The sequence below is a fragment of the Pseudocitrobacter corydidari genome (assembly GCF_021172065.1).
Lineage (GTDB): Bacteria > Pseudomonadota > Gammaproteobacteria > Enterobacterales > Enterobacteriaceae > Pseudocitrobacter > Pseudocitrobacter corydidari.
On sequence record NZ_CP087880.1, the window covers coordinates 1,510,540 to 1,526,734 of the forward strand.

At 52.6% G+C, this 16,195-nt stretch carries 12 protein-coding genes; 6 read left to right on the top strand and 6 right to left on the bottom strand.

Annotation, left to right across the window (positions count from 1 at the left end; genetic code table 11):
• The first annotated feature begins 3 nt into the window (after positions 1 to 3).
• The 3 genes from tynA (at position 4) to G163CM_RS06980 (ending at position 5,957) form a co-directional block, all read left to right on the top strand.
• Positions 4 to 2,274 (top strand): primary-amine oxidase, encoded by a 2,271-nt coding sequence (gene tynA / locus G163CM_RS06970; RefSeq protein WP_231827375.1) that lies wholly within the window; start codon positions 4 to 6, stop codon positions 2,272 to 2,274.
• A gap of 367 nt (positions 2,275 to 2,641) precedes the next feature.
• Positions 2,642 to 3,850, top strand: a complete 1,209-nt coding sequence (locus G163CM_RS06975; RefSeq protein WP_231827377.1) for a DUF3142 domain-containing protein — start codon at positions 2,642 to 2,644, stop codon at positions 3,848 to 3,850.
• Positions 3,851 to 3,902: 52 nt separating this feature from the next.
• Positions 3,903 to 5,957 carry a hypothetical protein gene (locus G163CM_RS06980; protein ID WP_231827379.1) on the top strand — a complete coding sequence of 685 codons (2,055 nt, stop codon included), beginning with the start codon at positions 3,903 to 3,905 and terminating at the stop codon, positions 5,955 to 5,957.
• A gap of 71 nt (positions 5,958 to 6,028) precedes the next feature.
• On the opposite strand, the gene G163CM_RS06985 is transcribed toward G163CM_RS06980, so the two are convergent.
• Positions 6,029 to 6,898, bottom strand: coding sequence for a hypothetical protein (locus G163CM_RS06985; RefSeq protein WP_231827384.1), 870 nt, complete (start codon positions 6,896 to 6,898; stop codon positions 6,029 to 6,031).
• 249 nt (positions 6,899 to 7,147) lie between these two features.
• Positions 7,148 to 8,647: an aldehyde dehydrogenase family protein gene (locus tag G163CM_RS06990; RefSeq protein ID WP_231827385.1), complete on the bottom strand. Its 1,500-nt coding sequence runs from the start codon at positions 8,645 to 8,647 to the stop codon at positions 7,148 to 7,150.
• A 235-nt stretch (positions 8,648 to 8,882) separates the two neighbouring features.
• Here G163CM_RS06990 and feaR point away from each other — a divergent pair, with 235 nt between their 5' ends.
• Positions 8,883 to 9,788, top strand: coding sequence for a transcriptional regulator FeaR (gene feaR / locus G163CM_RS06995; RefSeq protein WP_231827386.1), 906 nt, complete (start codon positions 8,883 to 8,885; stop codon positions 9,786 to 9,788).
• Here feaR and G163CM_RS07000 read toward each other — a convergent pair whose 3' ends face one another.
• The 4 genes from G163CM_RS07000 to G163CM_RS07015 form a co-directional block, all read right to left on the bottom strand.
• Positions 9,789 to 10,109: a YdbL family probable chaperone protein gene (locus tag G163CM_RS07000; protein ID WP_370516897.1), complete on the bottom strand. Its 321-nt coding sequence runs from the start codon at positions 10,107 to 10,109 to the stop codon at positions 9,789 to 9,791.
• Between the two features lie 10 nt (positions 10,110 to 10,119).
• Positions 10,120 to 10,311, bottom strand: a complete 192-nt coding sequence (locus G163CM_RS07005; protein ID WP_015964564.1) for a YnbE family lipoprotein — start codon at positions 10,309 to 10,311, stop codon at positions 10,120 to 10,122.
• Complete coding sequence (locus tag G163CM_RS07010) at positions 10,311 to 12,950, bottom strand: YdbH family protein (protein ID WP_231827388.1); 2,640 nt, start codon at positions 12,948 to 12,950, stop codon at positions 10,311 to 10,313. The genes G163CM_RS07005 and G163CM_RS07010 overlap by 1 nt, the downstream gene beginning before the upstream one ends.
• Positions 12,951 to 13,131: 181 nt before the next feature.
• Positions 13,132 to 13,887: a DeoR/GlpR family DNA-binding transcription regulator gene (locus G163CM_RS07015; protein ID WP_231827390.1), complete on the bottom strand. Its 756-nt coding sequence runs from the start codon at positions 13,885 to 13,887 to the stop codon at positions 13,132 to 13,134.
• A 385-nt stretch (positions 13,888 to 14,272) separates the two neighbouring features.
• On the opposite strand from G163CM_RS07015, the gene G163CM_RS07020 reads away from it, so the two are divergent.
• Positions 14,273 to 14,803 carry an RpiB/LacA/LacB family sugar-phosphate isomerase gene (locus G163CM_RS07020; protein WP_015964567.1) on the top strand — a complete coding sequence of 177 codons (531 nt, stop codon included), beginning with the start codon at positions 14,273 to 14,275 and terminating at the stop codon, positions 14,801 to 14,803.
• Positions 14,804 to 14,813: 10 nt separating this feature from the next.
• Complete coding sequence (locus tag G163CM_RS07025) at positions 14,814 to 16,184, top strand: PTS galactitol transporter subunit IIC (RefSeq protein WP_231827392.1); 1,371 nt, start codon at positions 14,814 to 14,816, stop codon at positions 16,182 to 16,184.
• The last annotated feature ends 11 nt before the right edge of the window (positions 16,185 to 16,195 follow it).

Genomic DNA, 16,195 nt, shown 5'->3' on the forward strand with positions numbered 1-16,195 from the left:
ATAATGGGAAGCTCCTCTATTCTTTCTCCCCGCAAGACGGCACTGGCTCTGGCCGTAGCCCTGTTTTGCGCCTGGCAATCGCCGGTTTTCGCCCACGGCGGCGAAGCCCACATGGTGCCGATGGATAAAACACTGGCAGATTTTGGCGCCGATGTGCAATGGGATGACTACGCACAAGTTTTCACGCTGATTAAAGATGGCGCTTACGTCAAAGTAAAACCGGGCGCTAAAACCGCGATCGTCAACGGCCAGCCGCTTAACCTGCAAGTGCCGGTGGTGATGAAGGACAACAAAGCCTGGGTTTCTGAAACCTTTATCAACGATGTTTTCCAGTCTGGCCTGGACCAGACCTTCCAGGTGGAGAAAGCGCCGCACCCGCTTAACGCCCTGAGCGCAGATGAAATCAAGCAAGCCGTTGAGATCATCAAAGCATCGCCAGATTTTAAACCGAATACCCGTTTTACCGAGATCTCACTGCACTCGCCTGAGAAAGCCGCCGTATGGGCATTCGCGCTGGAAGGCAAAGCCGTAACTGAGCCGCGCAAAGCGGATGTCATCATGCTGGATGGCAAGCACATCATCGAAGGTGTGGTTGATCTGCAAAACAAAAAGATCCTCTCCTGGCAGCCCATCAAAGACGCGCACGGCATGGTGCTGATTGACGACTTCGCCAGCGTGCAAAACATCATTAATGCCAGCACAGAATATGCTGAAGCACTGAAAAAACGCGGTATCAACGACCCGAAAAAAGTCATTACTACCCCGCTCACCGTGGGCTATTTTGACGGCAAAGACGGCCTGAAACAGGATGCGCGTCTGCTGAAAGTCATCAGTTATCTGGACGTGGGCGATGGCAACTACTGGGCGCATCCGATTGAAAACCTGGTCGCGGTTGTCGACCTGGAACAGAAAAAAATCGTGAAGCTGGAAGAAGGCCCGGTGATCCCGGTACCGATGGCCGCACGCGCCTACGATGGCCGTGACCGCGTCGCCCCGGCGGTGAAACCGCTGGATATCATTGAACCGGAAGGTAAAAACTACACCATCACCGGCGACATGATCCACTGGCGTAACTGGGATTTCCACCTGAGCATGAACTCGCGCGTCGGGCCGATGATCTCCACTGTGACCTTTAACGATAACGGCACCAAACGTAAAGTGATGTACGAAGGATCGCTTGGCGGGATGATCGTGCCATACGGCGACCCGGATATCGGCTGGTACTTCAAAGCGTACCTGGATTCCGGTGACTACGGCATGGGTACTCTCACCTCGCCTATCGCGCGCGGCAAAGATGCGCCGTCGAACGCTGTGCTGCTGAACGAGACCATCGCCGACTACACCGGCACACCCACCGAGATCCCGCGCGCGATTGCCGTTTTCGAACGCTATGCCGGGCCGGAGTATAAGCACCAGGAGATGGGCCAGCCGAACGTCAGCACCCAGCGACGTGAGCTGGTTGTGCGCTGGATAAGCACCGTAGGCAACTACGACTACATTTTCGACTGGATCTTCCACGAAAACGGCACCATCGGTATCGATGCAGGCGCAACCGGCATTGAAGCAGTGAAAGGCGTAAAAGCCAAAACCATGCACGACCCGAGCGCGAAAGACGATACGCGTTACGGTACGCTGATCGACCATAATATTGTCGGCACCACCCACCAGCATATCTACAACTTCCGCCTCGACCTCGACGTTGATGGCGAGAACAACAGCCTGGTGGCGATGGACCCGGTAGTGAAACCGAATACCGCAGGCGGCCCGCGTACCAGTACCATGCAGATCAACGAGTACGCTATCAGCAACGAGAAGGACGCGGCGCAGAAATTTGACCCAGGTACCATTCGTCTGCTGAGCAACCCGAACAAAGAAAACCGCATGGGTAACCCGGTTTCCTATCAGATTATCCCGTACGCGGGCGGCACGCATCCGGTCGCGAAAGGCGCGCAGTTCGCCCCGGACGAGTGGATTTACCATCGCCTGAGCTTTATGGATAAACAGCTGTGGGTGACGCGTTATCATCCGGACGAGCGCTTCCCGGAAGGGAAATACCCGAACCGTTCAACGCACGATACCGGGCTCGGTCAGTACACCAAAGACAATGAGTCGCTGAACAACACCGATACGGTAGTGTGGATGACGACCGGCACCACGCACGTCGCCCGCGCCGAAGAGTGGCCGATTATGCCAACGGAATGGGTGCATACGCTGCTGAAACCGTGGAACTTCTTTGATGAAACGCCGACGTTGGGGGCGAAGAAAGAGAAGTGATGTTTGCGTTGTGAGGAAACGGTGATTTATTGATGCCGGATGCGGCGCAACGCCTTATCCGGCATACAAAAAACGTAAATTCAATAGATTGCAGAAAACCCGTAGGCCGGATAAGCGTAGCGCATCCGGCATTTTGGTGTTTGTCGTCACTCTCGAAACTGCGCCCTGTCACGTTTTTTCTAAGTAGAAAGTAGAATTAACATCGAATAAAACTCTCGGAGTTTTTAAGTGGCAAATTAATCATCACCAATATTAATAATCACATCAGGCATAATTCCGAATTCCACTCTCCCTAAATAAAGCCATTTCACCACCATCATCGCCGGGGGTATTCTTCCTGCGACCTCACTCAATAGACCACACCAACATGTCACTACGCCAATGGATTGCCGCCTGTGTTCTCCTCGTCATGCTGATAGCCGGTTACTGTCTGTATGCCCTTTTCTCTTCACCAAAATCGATACATCTCGATCAGCAAGTCTATATCTGGCAACGCGTCTGGACACCCCAGCACCAAAAAGCGCTGAAACAGAGCCACGCCCTGTTTTCAGCCCTGCGCGTACTGGGTTTACAGATTCATCCGCAGGAAGGGGTTCGTACTATCGTGGTGGATACCGCGCTGTTAAAGCAGGATGGGCGCTCGGTGTGGCTGGTTGTGCGGCTGGATGGTCAACTCGCTCACCTCAACCAACCGCTTATTATTATGCAGGTTCAGCGCACGATTAACACATGGATGAAGGCCGGGGTCCCGTTAACCGGCATTGAAATTGATTACGATGCGCCAACGGCAAAACTGGCGGCCTATCAGCAATTCGTTCGCGCCCTGCGTAAAGCATTGCCAGAAGAGTTAACGCTGAGTATTACTGCCCTCCCCACCTGGCTGGAATCGCCCTTGCTGCCAACGCTGTTGCAAACTGCGGATACTTCCGTCCTGCAGGTTCACAATGTGCAATCGCCCATGAAAGGCTTGTTTGACTCGGCGCTGGCGCAACGCTGGCTTCACGAATACGCAGGTAAAACACGGCATCCCTTTTTCATTGCCCTACCGGCCTACGGTTCTGCGTTAACACGAGACAACCGCGTGGAGAGTGAAATCCTCTTATCTTATGCAGAAGAGTTGCAGGAACTGAGCGTTGCGCCGCAAACGTTAGCCGATTTTATCCAGCAACTGGAAGGCTCCCCGCCGAAGGAATTACAAGGGATCGTCTGGTTCCGGCTGCCACTTACAGGCGATCGTCGTGCCTGGTCAATGACTACGCTTGAAGCCGTGATTCATCATCAATCGCTGGCACCTCGCTGGTCGGTCATTATCACACCGACTCAGGATGCAAAACTTTTCGATCTGGCGATTAAAAATAGCGGCCAAATTGATTCACCGCTGCCCCAACAGGTTGTCCTGCAAAATGCGGAGTGCGAATTTACCGATGGTGCAAATCACTACCGTTCAGAATTAACTCAGGATGCACTGCGGTTTACGCGCATCAGTTCGCAGCAGCTCCGCGCCGGAGAAAGCAGCCCGCTGGGATGGGCGCGCTGCGCAAAAACATTACAGGGAAATTTCGATGTTAAACCGTAAACACAAGCGTATGGCACTGGAAATGCTGTTAGCCGGAACGCTGGTACTCAGCATGCAAAGCCGCGCCTGTGGCCCCTTTTCGCCAAACTATTTATTGGGTAACAGAAACTACGCGTTATTCCAAATGCCGAATGGCAGTTTTATCTTTGAAGCCCGCCATCTGGTTGAGCGCGATCCCAAATTGCCGTTATCGCAAAAAGTGGATATGGACCCCGTCGATTGGGATGAGTATGGAGATTATTACGACACGCATCAGGGTGAAAGTTATGAAAATTTCGCGCGTAAAAAACGCAAACTGGAAATTGAAGTCAAACTTCAAACGCCGTTGCCCATTGCCGAGCGACTCTACTATCTGGGCGCGCGCGATTTTTATCACGGCGTCTATGACAGCCCCTGGTTTCATCAGTTGCTGGCGCTTCCCAGGCCTGAGCAAGGCAAATGGCGGTTGAAGGCCTTGTATACGATGGCGCGTGACGTGTTTGACTCTGGTGAGGGGTCTGACTATGAACTTCAATACGATACAATGGTTTATATGAGTGATGAATCCTGGAAAAGTATTAAACTTTACCAGCAAGTCATTGATGAAGTGCGTAATGGGGAGCCCGATCCCGAAGAACTCTCCATTGCCAGCCTGGGGCAACTGGGCTTTTATAGCTTAAATAAAGCCGATTTACCCAGCGCTATCAAATTCTACGCTCAGCAGGCAGCGCAAGGTTCCTATTCAGGAAAAGACTCGCTGCGTAGCATTTCACGCTACCTGACAAAACAGAGTAATTTTTCCCTGCTGGAAAAAATCATCAGCGATCCGCTGGTGCAAAAATTGATTATTGCAGAGATTTTTGTTCGCCACGACTGGGCTTATAACCAGGAAGGGTGCGCCGACGAAGACAGCAATCGTGGCTGTGCAGTGCAACGAGATAAACTCATTAACCTGCTACTTAAACATCGGGTTAAAGGTTTTGCCTGGAGCGATCGTCTGGCGGCGCTGGCCTATCGCAACGGCGATTATGCATTGACGCAGTCTCTATTAGAAGACGCCCCGGAAAGCGGGCTACGCGAATGGTTAAACGCCAAAATGGCGCTACGTGCCGGAGATATTCCGCTGGCCACTCGCTATTACGCTCGCGCGGCGAAATTCTTCCCTGAGGATGAAACCTGGGGGAATCCGATGACGGAAAGCGATTATTACCATGGTAATGAGATTATCGTTCCGTCGTGTCGTATTGCCAGCGAACAGGCGATTCTTGCGCTGAAACGTGATGATTATTTGCAGGCAATGGCGCTGTTTTATAAAGGCAAGGATATCTACTGGGCAGATTTAGCTGATGTGGCAGAAAGCGTATTAACGCTGCCTGAACTGCAAGCCTTTGTGGATAAAAACGTGCCTGCACCACAGCAGCCGTTGAAACCCTTTGATCTTGCTGCATTTCAAAAAGAAGGAGGCTATTACGTTTATCCAACGCGTATTTCGAGCAACGTAAAACTTCGCGCCCTGCTGGCGAGAAGGCTGATACGTAACGGCAAGTATCAGCAGGCGGTTACTTATTTTGATATCCCCAACTATCGGGAAGCGGCGCAAAAGCTCGCCGATTTAATGGCGAAAGCGAAGCAAACAAACATCAGTAGCCGCGAGCGCGCCCAGGCGCAATACGAAGCCGCCAGGCTTTTGCGTTATAAGGGTATTGAACTTGTCGCCTATGAAATGTATCCCGATTACGCCATCACCAGTGGTCAGTATTCCTCACCTTATCGCTCTTTCACAGAAGGCGACTGGATAAGCGATAAAGAATACCAGCGCTGGGATAATGCCCTTCCGTCAAAAGAAAACAACTTCCTCCATTACCGTTGGCAGGCGGCAGAAATGGCTGGGAAAGCCGCCGATTTACTGCATCCCAAAACACAGGCATGGGCTGCCGTGTTGTGTAATGCGGCGAGCTGGGTTCGCTATCTTGATCCTGAAACCGGTGGTGAAATCTACAGGCGCTATGTGAGAAGCGGAAAGGCCTTTGACTGGGCGGCGCACTTTGGCCGCAATTGCCCGGAGCCGATGTTTGTCAAGTCTACGGAACAGGAAACGAAAATATATAACAAGGTGGAACGCGGTTAACCTGCAATTGATACGTCAGGTTGTCATATACAGCCGGATACCCCCCTCGCTATCCGGCTGTATATCGAGCGTTAATCTTTCGCTTTAATTACATTATTTAAAGTTGTAATAAAAGCATCCCCAGAAATTATCGTTGGAAACATCATTGAGAATTTCTTGCTACCATGACTATCAAGCACATACAGATTTTCTACCCAACTGTCATTCGTTATGCAATCCGTCTTATTGATGACGATGTTTTTCTCATCAATAACAATACCCTCTTTCGTCAGATAAAGAGGCTTCAGGGAAGCATCTATTTTTAAATAATCTGCGATTCGTAATGCGAATGCTCGTTTTAACCACACATTCTTCGCGCTAACGTAGTCAAACCTCACCTTCTGTCCCTGCTCGATTTTTTCCTGCAACGCTCTGCTTCTTTGCTCTGCATGAAGCTGGCGGAACAGGGAGATCAGCTTTTCCGAATCAGTATTTAACAGCGAAATGATAATCCAGTCATTTTGTCTGGACTTACGATACGCCAGTGAATTTAACTCTCCCGAGTAATTACCTCGGCCAACCGAGAAAAGATAGACGTCCTCAATTTCACTAAAGGGGATATATGTTTCTTTCCCTCCACATCGACTGGCTATGCCTCCTTCATACACAGTGAAGGTATATTTTGCTTTAACCGACCGGGCAACGAGCAAAGTAATCGCTGCCAAAATCAACAACCCACCACCGACACCCATAAATAATATAAAGGGTGATACAGGCCAAGCCGTCGTATCAAAATAAGTTCCACCGTGCGCAGCTTCTCTTGATGTGGGGATGTTCATTAAAGAAAAACAAAGAATAGCAACACCAATGAATATTACTGCACAAACTATACATCCTATAAATCTAAATTTCGCCCAACCGAAAACACCAAGTGTTTTCCCAGCATCCTTTGAGATATTCATCACATAATTCCCTGTATAGAGATAAGACACCTGTCACGGATATAATCGTGACAAATAAAATGTATGTATTTATAACAGCAATCAATTATTTCTTCATTGCGCGATTTATATTACCAGCATGACGTCGTATCGAAAAGAGAAGAGGTCGGATGTGAAGGGATTTTTATAATGAGAGGTGCTTAGCCTGCCCTCTTTCCTGTTGAAAGTGGACAGCCTAAGCACTGTTATCGGCTTTATTGAAGGATAAACTTAATACCGCACGCACACCGATTTCGTTTCACACCAGCCATCCAGCCAGTCTGGCCCGAAATCGCGCCCTGTGCCTGACTGCTTCATCCCGCCAAACGGCAGATTGGCATCGATTAAGGTGTGGCTGTTAACCCATACGGTACCGGCTTCTAAGCGGTCACCATATTCCAGCGCCTGCGACAGATTTTGCGTCCAGACACTGGCGGTCAGGCCATATTCGGTGTCATTCGCCAGGCGCAGCGCCTCTTCGCCATCAGCGACGCGCACCAGGTTAACCACCGGGCCAAACACTTCTTCACGGGTTAAACGCAGCTTCGCATCCGGGTTAACCACCAGCGTCGGCGCGACATAGTAACCGTCGCCCGCCGGGCCGTTTGCGCCACGAATCAGCTCGGCGTTGTGCGCCTGGGCATCATCAAGGAATGAGAGCACTTTGTCACAATGCAGCCGCGAAACCAGCGGGTTGATGTGCGCTGACGGCGACATGCCCGGCCCCACCTGCAACGACTTCACCGCCTGCTCAAAACCGCTAACCAGCGTGTCGAACAGCGGCGCTTCGATATAAATGCGCGAGCTGGCGGCGCACACCTGGCCCTGGTTGAGGAAGCTTCCGGTCATCAGACCTTCAATCACCCACTCCGGGTTCGCATCTTTCAGCACAATCGCCGGGTTTTTACCGCCCAGCTCCAGCGTCACGCGGGTAAGACGATCGGCGGCGGTACGCGCGATCTGTTTGCCCGTGGCGGTCGAACCGGTAAAGCTCACTTTCGCCACATGGGGATGCGACGTCAGCGCCGCGCCGCACACCGTGCCGGAACCGGTTACCACGTTAAAGACGCCTTCCGGGATCCCCGCTTCCACCGCCAGTTCAGCCACGCGCAGCATGGTGAGCGGCGTGGTTTCGGATGGCTTAATCACGATAGAGCAACCTGCTGCCAGCGCGGGCATCACTTTCCACATACCAATCATCAGCGGGAAGTTCCACGGCACCACGCCCGCCACCACGCCCACCGGCTCTTTACGCGTCCACGCCTGATAGCGCGCGCCTTGCGGCAATGGAATGGAAAGATCCAGCGTTTTACCGGCGATCTTCGTCGTCAGCCCGGCGGTATAGCGCATCCAGTTCAGGGTACAACCCACTTCAAAGGCGCGGGAAATAGCGATAGATTTGCCCTGCTCCAGCGTCTCCAGTTGCGCCAGCTCTTCGCTATGCTGCTCGACCAGGTCGGCAAAACGCAGCAGGATGCGTTCACGCTCAGCCGGCAAACGCCCCGCCCAAACGCGCGACACAAACGCTTTCCACGCCGACATCACCGCCAGGTCAACATCGGCCACGCTGGCATCAGCGGTCGAGGAAATGGCCTGCCCGGTTGCCGGGTTAAAAATCGTCAGCCGCTTATCGCTCTGTGATGGCACCTGTTGGCCATCGATCCAGAGACCGTGCTGGCGGTCGAGAAATTGTTGTACGTTATTAAGTACCGCTACGTTTGCCTCTGACATAGATTTTCCTTATTACTTACCCATCGTGATTTCAGTCTACTCACTCTGTGACAATGGCGCTTTTTTCCCTGTGACATTCGCTTTGTCTGCTGTGACAGGCTCCGCAAATAGCGACAATAGTCGGCTGCCCCCCTATAACTTGTGAGACTTCTTTCCTATAGTCAGCGTCATTAGCTTCGTTTAGCGCAACATAAATGCAACACTGATAAAACATTTAACAGAGCGATACAGAGCCATGACCCCCGTTGTAAATCGTGATTTTGAGCAGTGGCTGACCCAGATTAATCAGGTATGCGGCAACTTTGCCGGCAATCCGTTGGCGGACGATTTTGTCGGCGAGCTGGAAACCAGCTATGCCAAAGGGTTAAAACTCAGCACCGTCACCACCCGTGGCGCAACGCTGTTTCGCACCTCGCAGGAAATCAAAGGGGGCGATGACGCCTGGTTTTATACGGTGTTTCAGCTAAGTGGGCAGGCGATGATGGAGCAGGACGCGCGTCAGGTAGTGATTGGCGCGGGTGATATCTCTCTGATTGATGCCTCTCGCCCATGCTCGCTGTACTGGGAACAGGATTCGCGACAAATTTCACTTCTGCTGCCGCGCACCCTGCTGGAGCAGCATTTTCCGCATCAGAAGATCGGCTGCGCCGAGCGCCTGCCTTCTAACCTGCCAATGGTGCAGCTGAGCCATAGCCTGTTGCAGGAGAGCATGAACAACACGGCGATGTCCGAGAGTGAAAGCGAAGCCGCATTACAGGCGATGGTGTGCCTGCTGCGCCCGGTGCTGCATCAGCGTGAATCCACCCCGCCGCGCCGCGAGCGTCAGTTTCAAAAGGTGGTCACGCTGATTGACGATAATATTCGTGAAGAGACGTTGCGCCCGGAATGGATCGCTGGTGAGACGGGAATGTCGGTGCGCAGTCTGTACCGCATGTTTGCCGATAAGGGGCTGGTCGTCGCGCAGTATATTCGCAACCGTCGCCTCGATTTTTGCGCCGAGGCGATTCGTCACGCGGGGGAAGATGAGAAACTGGCCGGGATTGGTTTTAACTGGGGATTCACCGACCAGAGCCATTTTTCAACGGCCTTCAAGCAGCGTTTCGGGCTGACGCCGGGTGAGTACCGCCGTAAGAGCCGCTGATTACTTGCGGATCCACTTGCCGTTCAGCCCCTGCACATACTCGCCGGGCTGCGCTTTGGCGATCAGCTTTTTGCCCGCCAGTTTCGCCACTTCATCGACCGGAATATTGTTGGTTTCCGCCAGTTGCTGATAGCTCTGGCTACGCGCCTGATTGATGTTCTGCACCAGCGCCGTGGTCTCTTTATCCTGCTTTAAGGCCGCGATGTAGCCGCTTTGCGTCTCGCCAACGCGCCCCTGTTGACGAGCCTCATTCAACGTCAGCGCCATCGCTTGTACGCTAAAAAGCCCCAGCGCCAGCAGCGCCCATATGCGTTTTTTCATCATCCTGACCTCAGAACAAATCGCTGCGTGATTTCAGCAGGTTTTCCACGTCTTTATCGACTTTAATGTGGATCTCATGCTCGATTTTCACGTTCATATTGATGGTGATAGGCTCTTTGGGCGCGGCCACTTCAATGCGTGGCGTGCAGCCCGACAGCAGCGTAGTTGCCAGCAAGCCCAGCATGGCGATGGTGATTTTCATTATTGCTCCTTACATTCCTTGCCGCCGTCACACCGCGACACCGGAAGCGTCGCGTGTTGCTCAAGCCATGACTGAAGATTGTCGCCAAAGCGCAGGCTTCGCCACAAATCAAAAACATTTTCCTGATGCGTGTAATTTAAATGCACCGTATTACTTTTGCCATCGACACGACTGGTGCCACTGATTCTCGCATCCAGGGTCAACATCCCGAGGTTATCTAAATTGATTTTCGTCCACGAGCGGGAAATTTCCATATAGCGCAGCCAGTTAATGGCGGCCCCGGCGGCGATATTATCGTCGACAATCGCATCCGCCATGTCTTTATCCACGCGCAGCGTCATCGGGCCGGGGTTATTCAGCCAGCCGTCTTTGATTATCCATTTGTCGTTATTCAGCCACAGCGGCAGCGCGCCGTTCATCGCTCCCGACATGGCGAACTGTTTGGTATTCACCGCGCTAATCAGCTCGCTGGTCGAGATATTTTGCAGGCGCAGCAGCGCCGGGTCATGCTGCGGCATGCGAAGCTGTTGCATGGTGAGCTTGCCGCCCAGAATATCGACGCTGACGTTGCTTAACTGAAGCGGCGATGTTTCGCTGTACGGCCAGGTGCCTTGTAAATCGGCGGTGACGTTTTTCGCCGTGACCTGGTTGACGATTTCGGCGATACGCAGTGAGACCGGGTGACGCGTGCCTAAATCCCAGACGCCCTCTTTGAAGCGGAACGGCAGCACAAAATCGACGCCATTGACCTGGTTATCCGGCATCCAGGCGCTACCGCCCTTCAGCACGCCGTGTCCGCCCGCTTCAAAACCTTGCCCGGCGGCGGCGGAAAACGCCACCTGGGCATAAAGCTCGCCATCGCGCAGCGCCATTTTAAGATCGGGAGGAACGAGCGGCTGGAAGACAGTTAACGACTGTTTCGGCCACCACGCCTGGCCGCGCAGACGCTCACCATCCCAACGGCCACTGAGCTGTATCGGGCCAATCGCCTGCGCGCGCAGGTTGCCTTTGAACAGGAAGAAAGTCGGGTCGCGCCCGTCAACGCTGAATTTGAACGTTGAAGGCGGCAAAACGCTGCCGCCGGTAAAGGTGGTTTCTGCTGCATCCAGCGACAGTGCGCCCTTGAACGAGGGATGCTGTTCATCGCGGTTCCAGTGGATCGGTTCCTCCAGCACCAGACGCGGTTTCGCCATCGTCATGGTGCCGTACTGCAATTTATCGAATCCCGTAGAGAGCGTGTTGAGCACGATCGCGCTGTCGCGCCACATGCCGGTGCCCTTCACGTCCCAGCGCGCCTGCATCGGCGTAAAGTGACCATCGCCCCAGTAGCGCCACTCCCAGGTGCCTTTATCCGGCAAAAAGTTCTCGGCTTTCCCATCGAGATGCAGGACAAAATCGCCAGTAGCATCTTCGTGGGCTTTTAAAATCGCCTGCAGGCGACCATCCACGCCCTGACGCGCAACTTTGACGCCCGCCAGCGGCCAGCGAATATCATCGATATTCAAAGAATCAATAATTCGCCCCCGCGAGCGCAGCAGCGCGCCGGGCAGGAAAGTCAGTGAGGGGTCAGTGAGCATACCTTTCAGATGCGCAGGCAGCACCGCATAGAGAATCAAATCTCCCTGTTTGGCCTCACCCGTCAACTGCAACGGCATATCGCTGTTTTCCATGCTGAGTTTACCGGGGCCAATCGTCAGCACGGCGTTGCCTTTCCCCGCGTCGCCTGAAGTCAGCACGTTCAGGCGGCCAGTGATTTGCATCTGCTCCAGCCCTTTCTGCCAGTCATCAATTTTCAGCCCAATGCGCCCGCTGAGCGGAATGCCGTCCTGGAAAGGCCAGCTCCAGCGACCATCGCTAAGCGTGAGCTGCTGTTCGGTGAGCGTCCAGGGAAGATCCAGCAGCGGATCCGGCTCGCCGCGCGCCATCGCCAGCAGTTGCCCCTGATTACCGTTCCAGTCCAGCTCCGCATCCACCAGCGGGGAAATTTGCGGGAGCTGGAATGTCGATTCAACATGACCCTGCACTGGTAAACCGTCCGGCACCAGCGGCATGGTAAATTTCCCCACCAGCTTCAGCGGCGGTTCATTGTCCATCACCTGCGCTTCAAACTGACTGACGACCAGCGCTTGTCCTTTCAGGCGTGCGCGAAGTTTGGCGTCCGGCCCGTCATAATGAATTTCCTGGCGCTGCGGCGTCAGCGAAAGCGAAAGCTTGCCCTGCCACTTTTCCCACGGCGCAAAACGCAGATTATCAATGGTAAGCCAGGTATTTGGCAGCATCGACTGCCACTCCGCCAGCGTACGCGGCGCACCCGGTACCGCATCCGATTGAGGAAGTTTGCTGAAACAAGCGGAATCAATATTGACGCTACCGGCATGCAGCTGCCAGCGGCTGGGGTGAGACAGAGAAACGTTCTCCAGACGCGCCAGCGTACATTCACCGGCGAAATATCTCAGGTCAGGGATTTGTAATCCGCTACGCGTAATTTTGGGGCTTTGTTCAAACGCAATGCGGGTTCCGGCCGGCAGCCAGATCCCGACGAGCGTCGGCACCCAGTAACCCAGCGTCATCGCCAGCGTTAACGGCAGGAGAATAATAAGCAGAAGTAGCGCTAAAGCGGCTTTGTATTTACCCTTCATGGGTTAATTAATATCCAGATTTATCAAGCGTAAAAGCCGTGTATGCCCGGTATTGTGTCATGATGAGCCCGTCAGTGAAAGGCGCAGTACGCTTTTAAGCGTAGATGAGAACAGCGAAACGGAAGGAAAAATTCATTAGTGAGGGAAATGTATGCACAGCAGCACGCACTTCCCTCATCGATTAGCAGGTGATCACCGAGGTCTGTTTTGCCACCTGCGCAATCCCCTCTTTATCGGCGATATCGTTGGTGATAAGCCCGGTAATGTCTGACCAGTCACAGATTTTAAACAGGCTGCTGCGCTGAAACTTGGTGTAGTCACCCAGAATATATTTCTTTTCCGAATGATTGATGATGGTGCGATCGAGAAAAGCGTCCGATGACGATGGCGTAGACGGACCCGCAAGATTGCTAAAACCATCGGTGCCAATAAAGCAGAGATCGACGTGGATATCGTTGATCATGGATACCGCCCAGCCGCCAAACACCGACGCACTTTTACGTCTTAGCTCGCCACCAAACAAAAAGACCTGGTTATCGGACTCAATCAGCACGCTCGCCACCGGCAGTGAGTCGGTAAAAATTTTAAAACCCGACTTCATACACAGCAGATTCGCCAGCTCAAAGGTGGTGCTCCCGGTACCAATAATCATTGAGCTGTTCGGCGGGATAAAATCGAGCGCCTTGCGGGCGATGGCTTTCTTATAAGACGTGTTTTCTTTTTCGCGCACCTGGAAAGGATGTTCAATCGCGCCCTGCTTCAGGGTCGCGCCGCCGTGGCTTTTGATCAGCAGCCCTTTTTGCTCAAGATGAGTGAGATCTTTTCTGATGGTTTCATAAGTCACTTCATACTTTCTCGCCAAATCGCTGACGTACACGGTCCCTGCAGAAATGATGTCTTCAAGGATTAATTTTCGTCTTTCATCAACCAGATACATCTTTCCTCCGGAATGCGGGCATAGGCAATAAAGATTGGCCTGAGCATAGCACAGAAGAAACAAACAAAAACAAACTCCTTATCAAACTTCAGCGAGTTAATACCTCTGTTTCAGCGCTGAAAAGCTCACAAAATAGAAATATAACAATATGATTATCATTAGATTCATTAGAAAATGACATAATAATGCGCTCACCCGCCGAGTGTTGCCGCATTTTGAGATCTCGCGCACACATATTGGCTTTAGTTATTTTTTATTTGTTTTTATTGGCTTTTTAATCCTTTAATATCAACAATATACGAAAAATGTGATTTTGATCTCAGTTGACAACCAATTAAAGCCAACAGCATACTTGGCTTTAGTTACTACTGACAGGTTGGTTGAGATGAAAACGAAAATAGCGATTGCGTGCGATGATGTGGGTTTTGAACGCAAAGAAGCGATCAAAAAGTATCTTGAAGAAGAGAAAAATGCCGAGGTGGTGTACGACCCGGTAAAAAGCAAAGCAGAAGGCGTGAATAATTTCGCCCGTCTGGCGGATGAGATGGCGGGCGTCATCCAGCGTGACGAGTGCCGACTGGGTATCTACATCTGCGGCACCGGCATTGGTTTTACCTGCCAGGTGAACAAACATTGGGGGATCCGCGCGGTTGCGGTAACCAACCCCTATTCCGCCAAGCGTGCCCGACTGAGCAATAACGCGCAAATTATCGGCCTGGGCTGCCGGGTGAACGATCTTGAGTACACCAAGATGATCGTCGATGCGTGGTTTGATAACGCGTTCGATTTTGCCACGGCAAGAGAGAACTCCAAAAAGAACTTACTGGAAGCTGAGCGTAGTGATAATGCTTTACTGGTTAAACCCGCAGACGTTCGCTGGAATATGGGTTTCAGACCAGACGATGAAACAATCTGAGGGCTAAAAAATGGAACTGATTACGCAGTTTATTAACGATCTGGGTAATTTTATCTTCATTCCTGTGATCTTCCTGGTGCTGATGAAACTGCTTGGACGCCCGCTGTCCGAGTGCATTTCCTCCGCCATTAAGGTGGGTATTGGTTTTATCGCCTTAACCATGACCATCAAGCTGATGCTGGAAAAGATGCAGCCTGCGGTAACCGGCCTTGCCGAAGCCACGGGGTCATCGCTGAGCGCGATTGACGTCGGCGGCGCAGCCACCGCGGTCATGGGCTTTGGTTCAAGCATGGGCGCGATCATCATTCCACTGTGCGTGGCGGTAAATATCGCGATGCTGGTGGCACGTCTGACCGACTGCGTTAACGTCGACGTGTTTAACCTGCACCAGAACGCCTCAATGGGCGCAATTGTCGGTGCCTATTCCGGCAGCTTCCTGTACGGCGTCCTGACTGCCGCGCTGTTCCACGTCTGGGCGCTGATTGCCGCAGACCTGGGGGCGAAGAACAATGAGAAGTTCTTTAATCTGCCAAAAGGTGTGGCAATTTCACACCCGGTTGCCAATACCTATCTGCTGTTCGCCTACCCGTTCAACTGGGTTTACGACCGCATTCCGGGCTTCCGTAACCTGAACGTGACCGCTGAGTCTATCCAGAAACGCTTCGGTATTCTGGGTGACCCAACCATGGTTGGCTTTATTATTGGTATTCTGTTGGGCTTTTGTGGCTATGGTTGGGAATCGCCGTATCACACCATTATTGCCAGCCTGCAACTGGGGATGTATCTCGCTGCCGTAATGCTGCTGCTGCCACGCATGACCTCTATCATGATGGAAGGCCTGGTACCGCTGTCTAACGTGGCGCGTAAGAAACTGGTTAAGCGCTTCCCGGATCGTGATATCACCGTGGGCATGGATACGGCGCTGATCGTCGGTCATCCGTCCGTTATCGCTCCTGCACTGCTGCTGATTCCGGTGATTGTGATTCTGGCGGTGGTACTGCCGGGTAACCGTGTGATGCCGTTGGGCGACCTGTCGCAGTTCGTCTTCTTCATCGCCTGTATGGTTCCGGTCTTCAACGGCAACATTATTCGTACCTGGGTCACCTCTATCATCCTGTTCGGCGGCGGCCTCTATATTGCCTCCTGGATGGCTCCGGCAACTAATGAAGTATTCCAGAAATTTGGTACTAACCCGGATTCAAGCGTGATGTACTCCTCGCTTAACCCGTCAGCAAACCCGTTTACCGGTCTGTTCGCTGGCCTGAGCCACGTCGGTATCGCAGGATACGTCCTGGCAGGTGTTCTGCTGCTGTCGGTTGGATACTTACTCAAACAGAAAGCGCGTCGTCAGATGAAAAACGACGCAGAAAAAACGGCCTAAACCCGATTATT

What these genes read in the sequence shown, in the direction of transcription:
- G163CM_RS06975 (WP_231827377.1), top strand. Translation starts at nt 2,642, where the DNA reads ATGTCACTACGCCAATGGATTGCCGCCTGTGTTCTCCTCGTCATGCTG.
- G163CM_RS07020 (WP_015964567.1), top strand. Translation starts at nt 14,273, where the DNA reads ATGAAAACGAAAATAGCGATTGCGTGCGATGATGTGGGTTTTGAACGC.
- tynA (WP_231827375.1), top strand. Translation starts at nt 4, where the DNA reads ATGGGAAGCTCCTCTATTCTTTCTCCCCGCAAGACGGCACTGGCTCTG.
- G163CM_RS07010 (WP_231827388.1), bottom strand. Translation starts at nt 12,950, where the DNA reads ATGAAGGGTAAATACAAAGCCGCTTTAGCGCTACTTCTGCTTATTATT.
- feaR (WP_231827386.1), top strand. Translation starts at nt 8,883, where the DNA reads ATGACCCCCGTTGTAAATCGTGATTTTGAGCAGTGGCTGACCCAGATT.
- G163CM_RS07005 (WP_015964564.1), bottom strand. Translation starts at nt 10,311, where the DNA reads ATGAAAATCACCATCGCCATGCTGGGCTTGCTGGCAACTACGCTGCTG.
- G163CM_RS07015 (WP_231827390.1), bottom strand. Translation starts at nt 13,887, where the DNA reads ATGTATCTGGTTGATGAAAGACGAAAATTAATCCTTGAAGACATCATT.
- G163CM_RS06980 (WP_231827379.1), top strand. Translation starts at nt 3,903, where the DNA reads ATGCAAAGCCGCGCCTGTGGCCCCTTTTCGCCAAACTATTTATTGGGT.
- G163CM_RS07025 (WP_231827392.1), top strand. Translation starts at nt 14,814, where the DNA reads ATGGAACTGATTACGCAGTTTATTAACGATCTGGGTAATTTTATCTTC.
- G163CM_RS07000 (WP_370516897.1), bottom strand. Translation starts at nt 10,109, where the DNA reads ATGAAAAAACGCATATGGGCGCTGCTGGCGCTGGGGCTTTTTAGCGTA.
- G163CM_RS06985 (WP_231827384.1), bottom strand. Translation starts at nt 6,898, where the DNA reads ATGAATATCTCAAAGGATGCTGGGAAAACACTTGGTGTTTTCGGTTGG.
- G163CM_RS06990 (WP_231827385.1), bottom strand. Translation starts at nt 8,647, where the DNA reads ATGTCAGAGGCAAACGTAGCGGTACTTAATAACGTACAACAATTTCTC.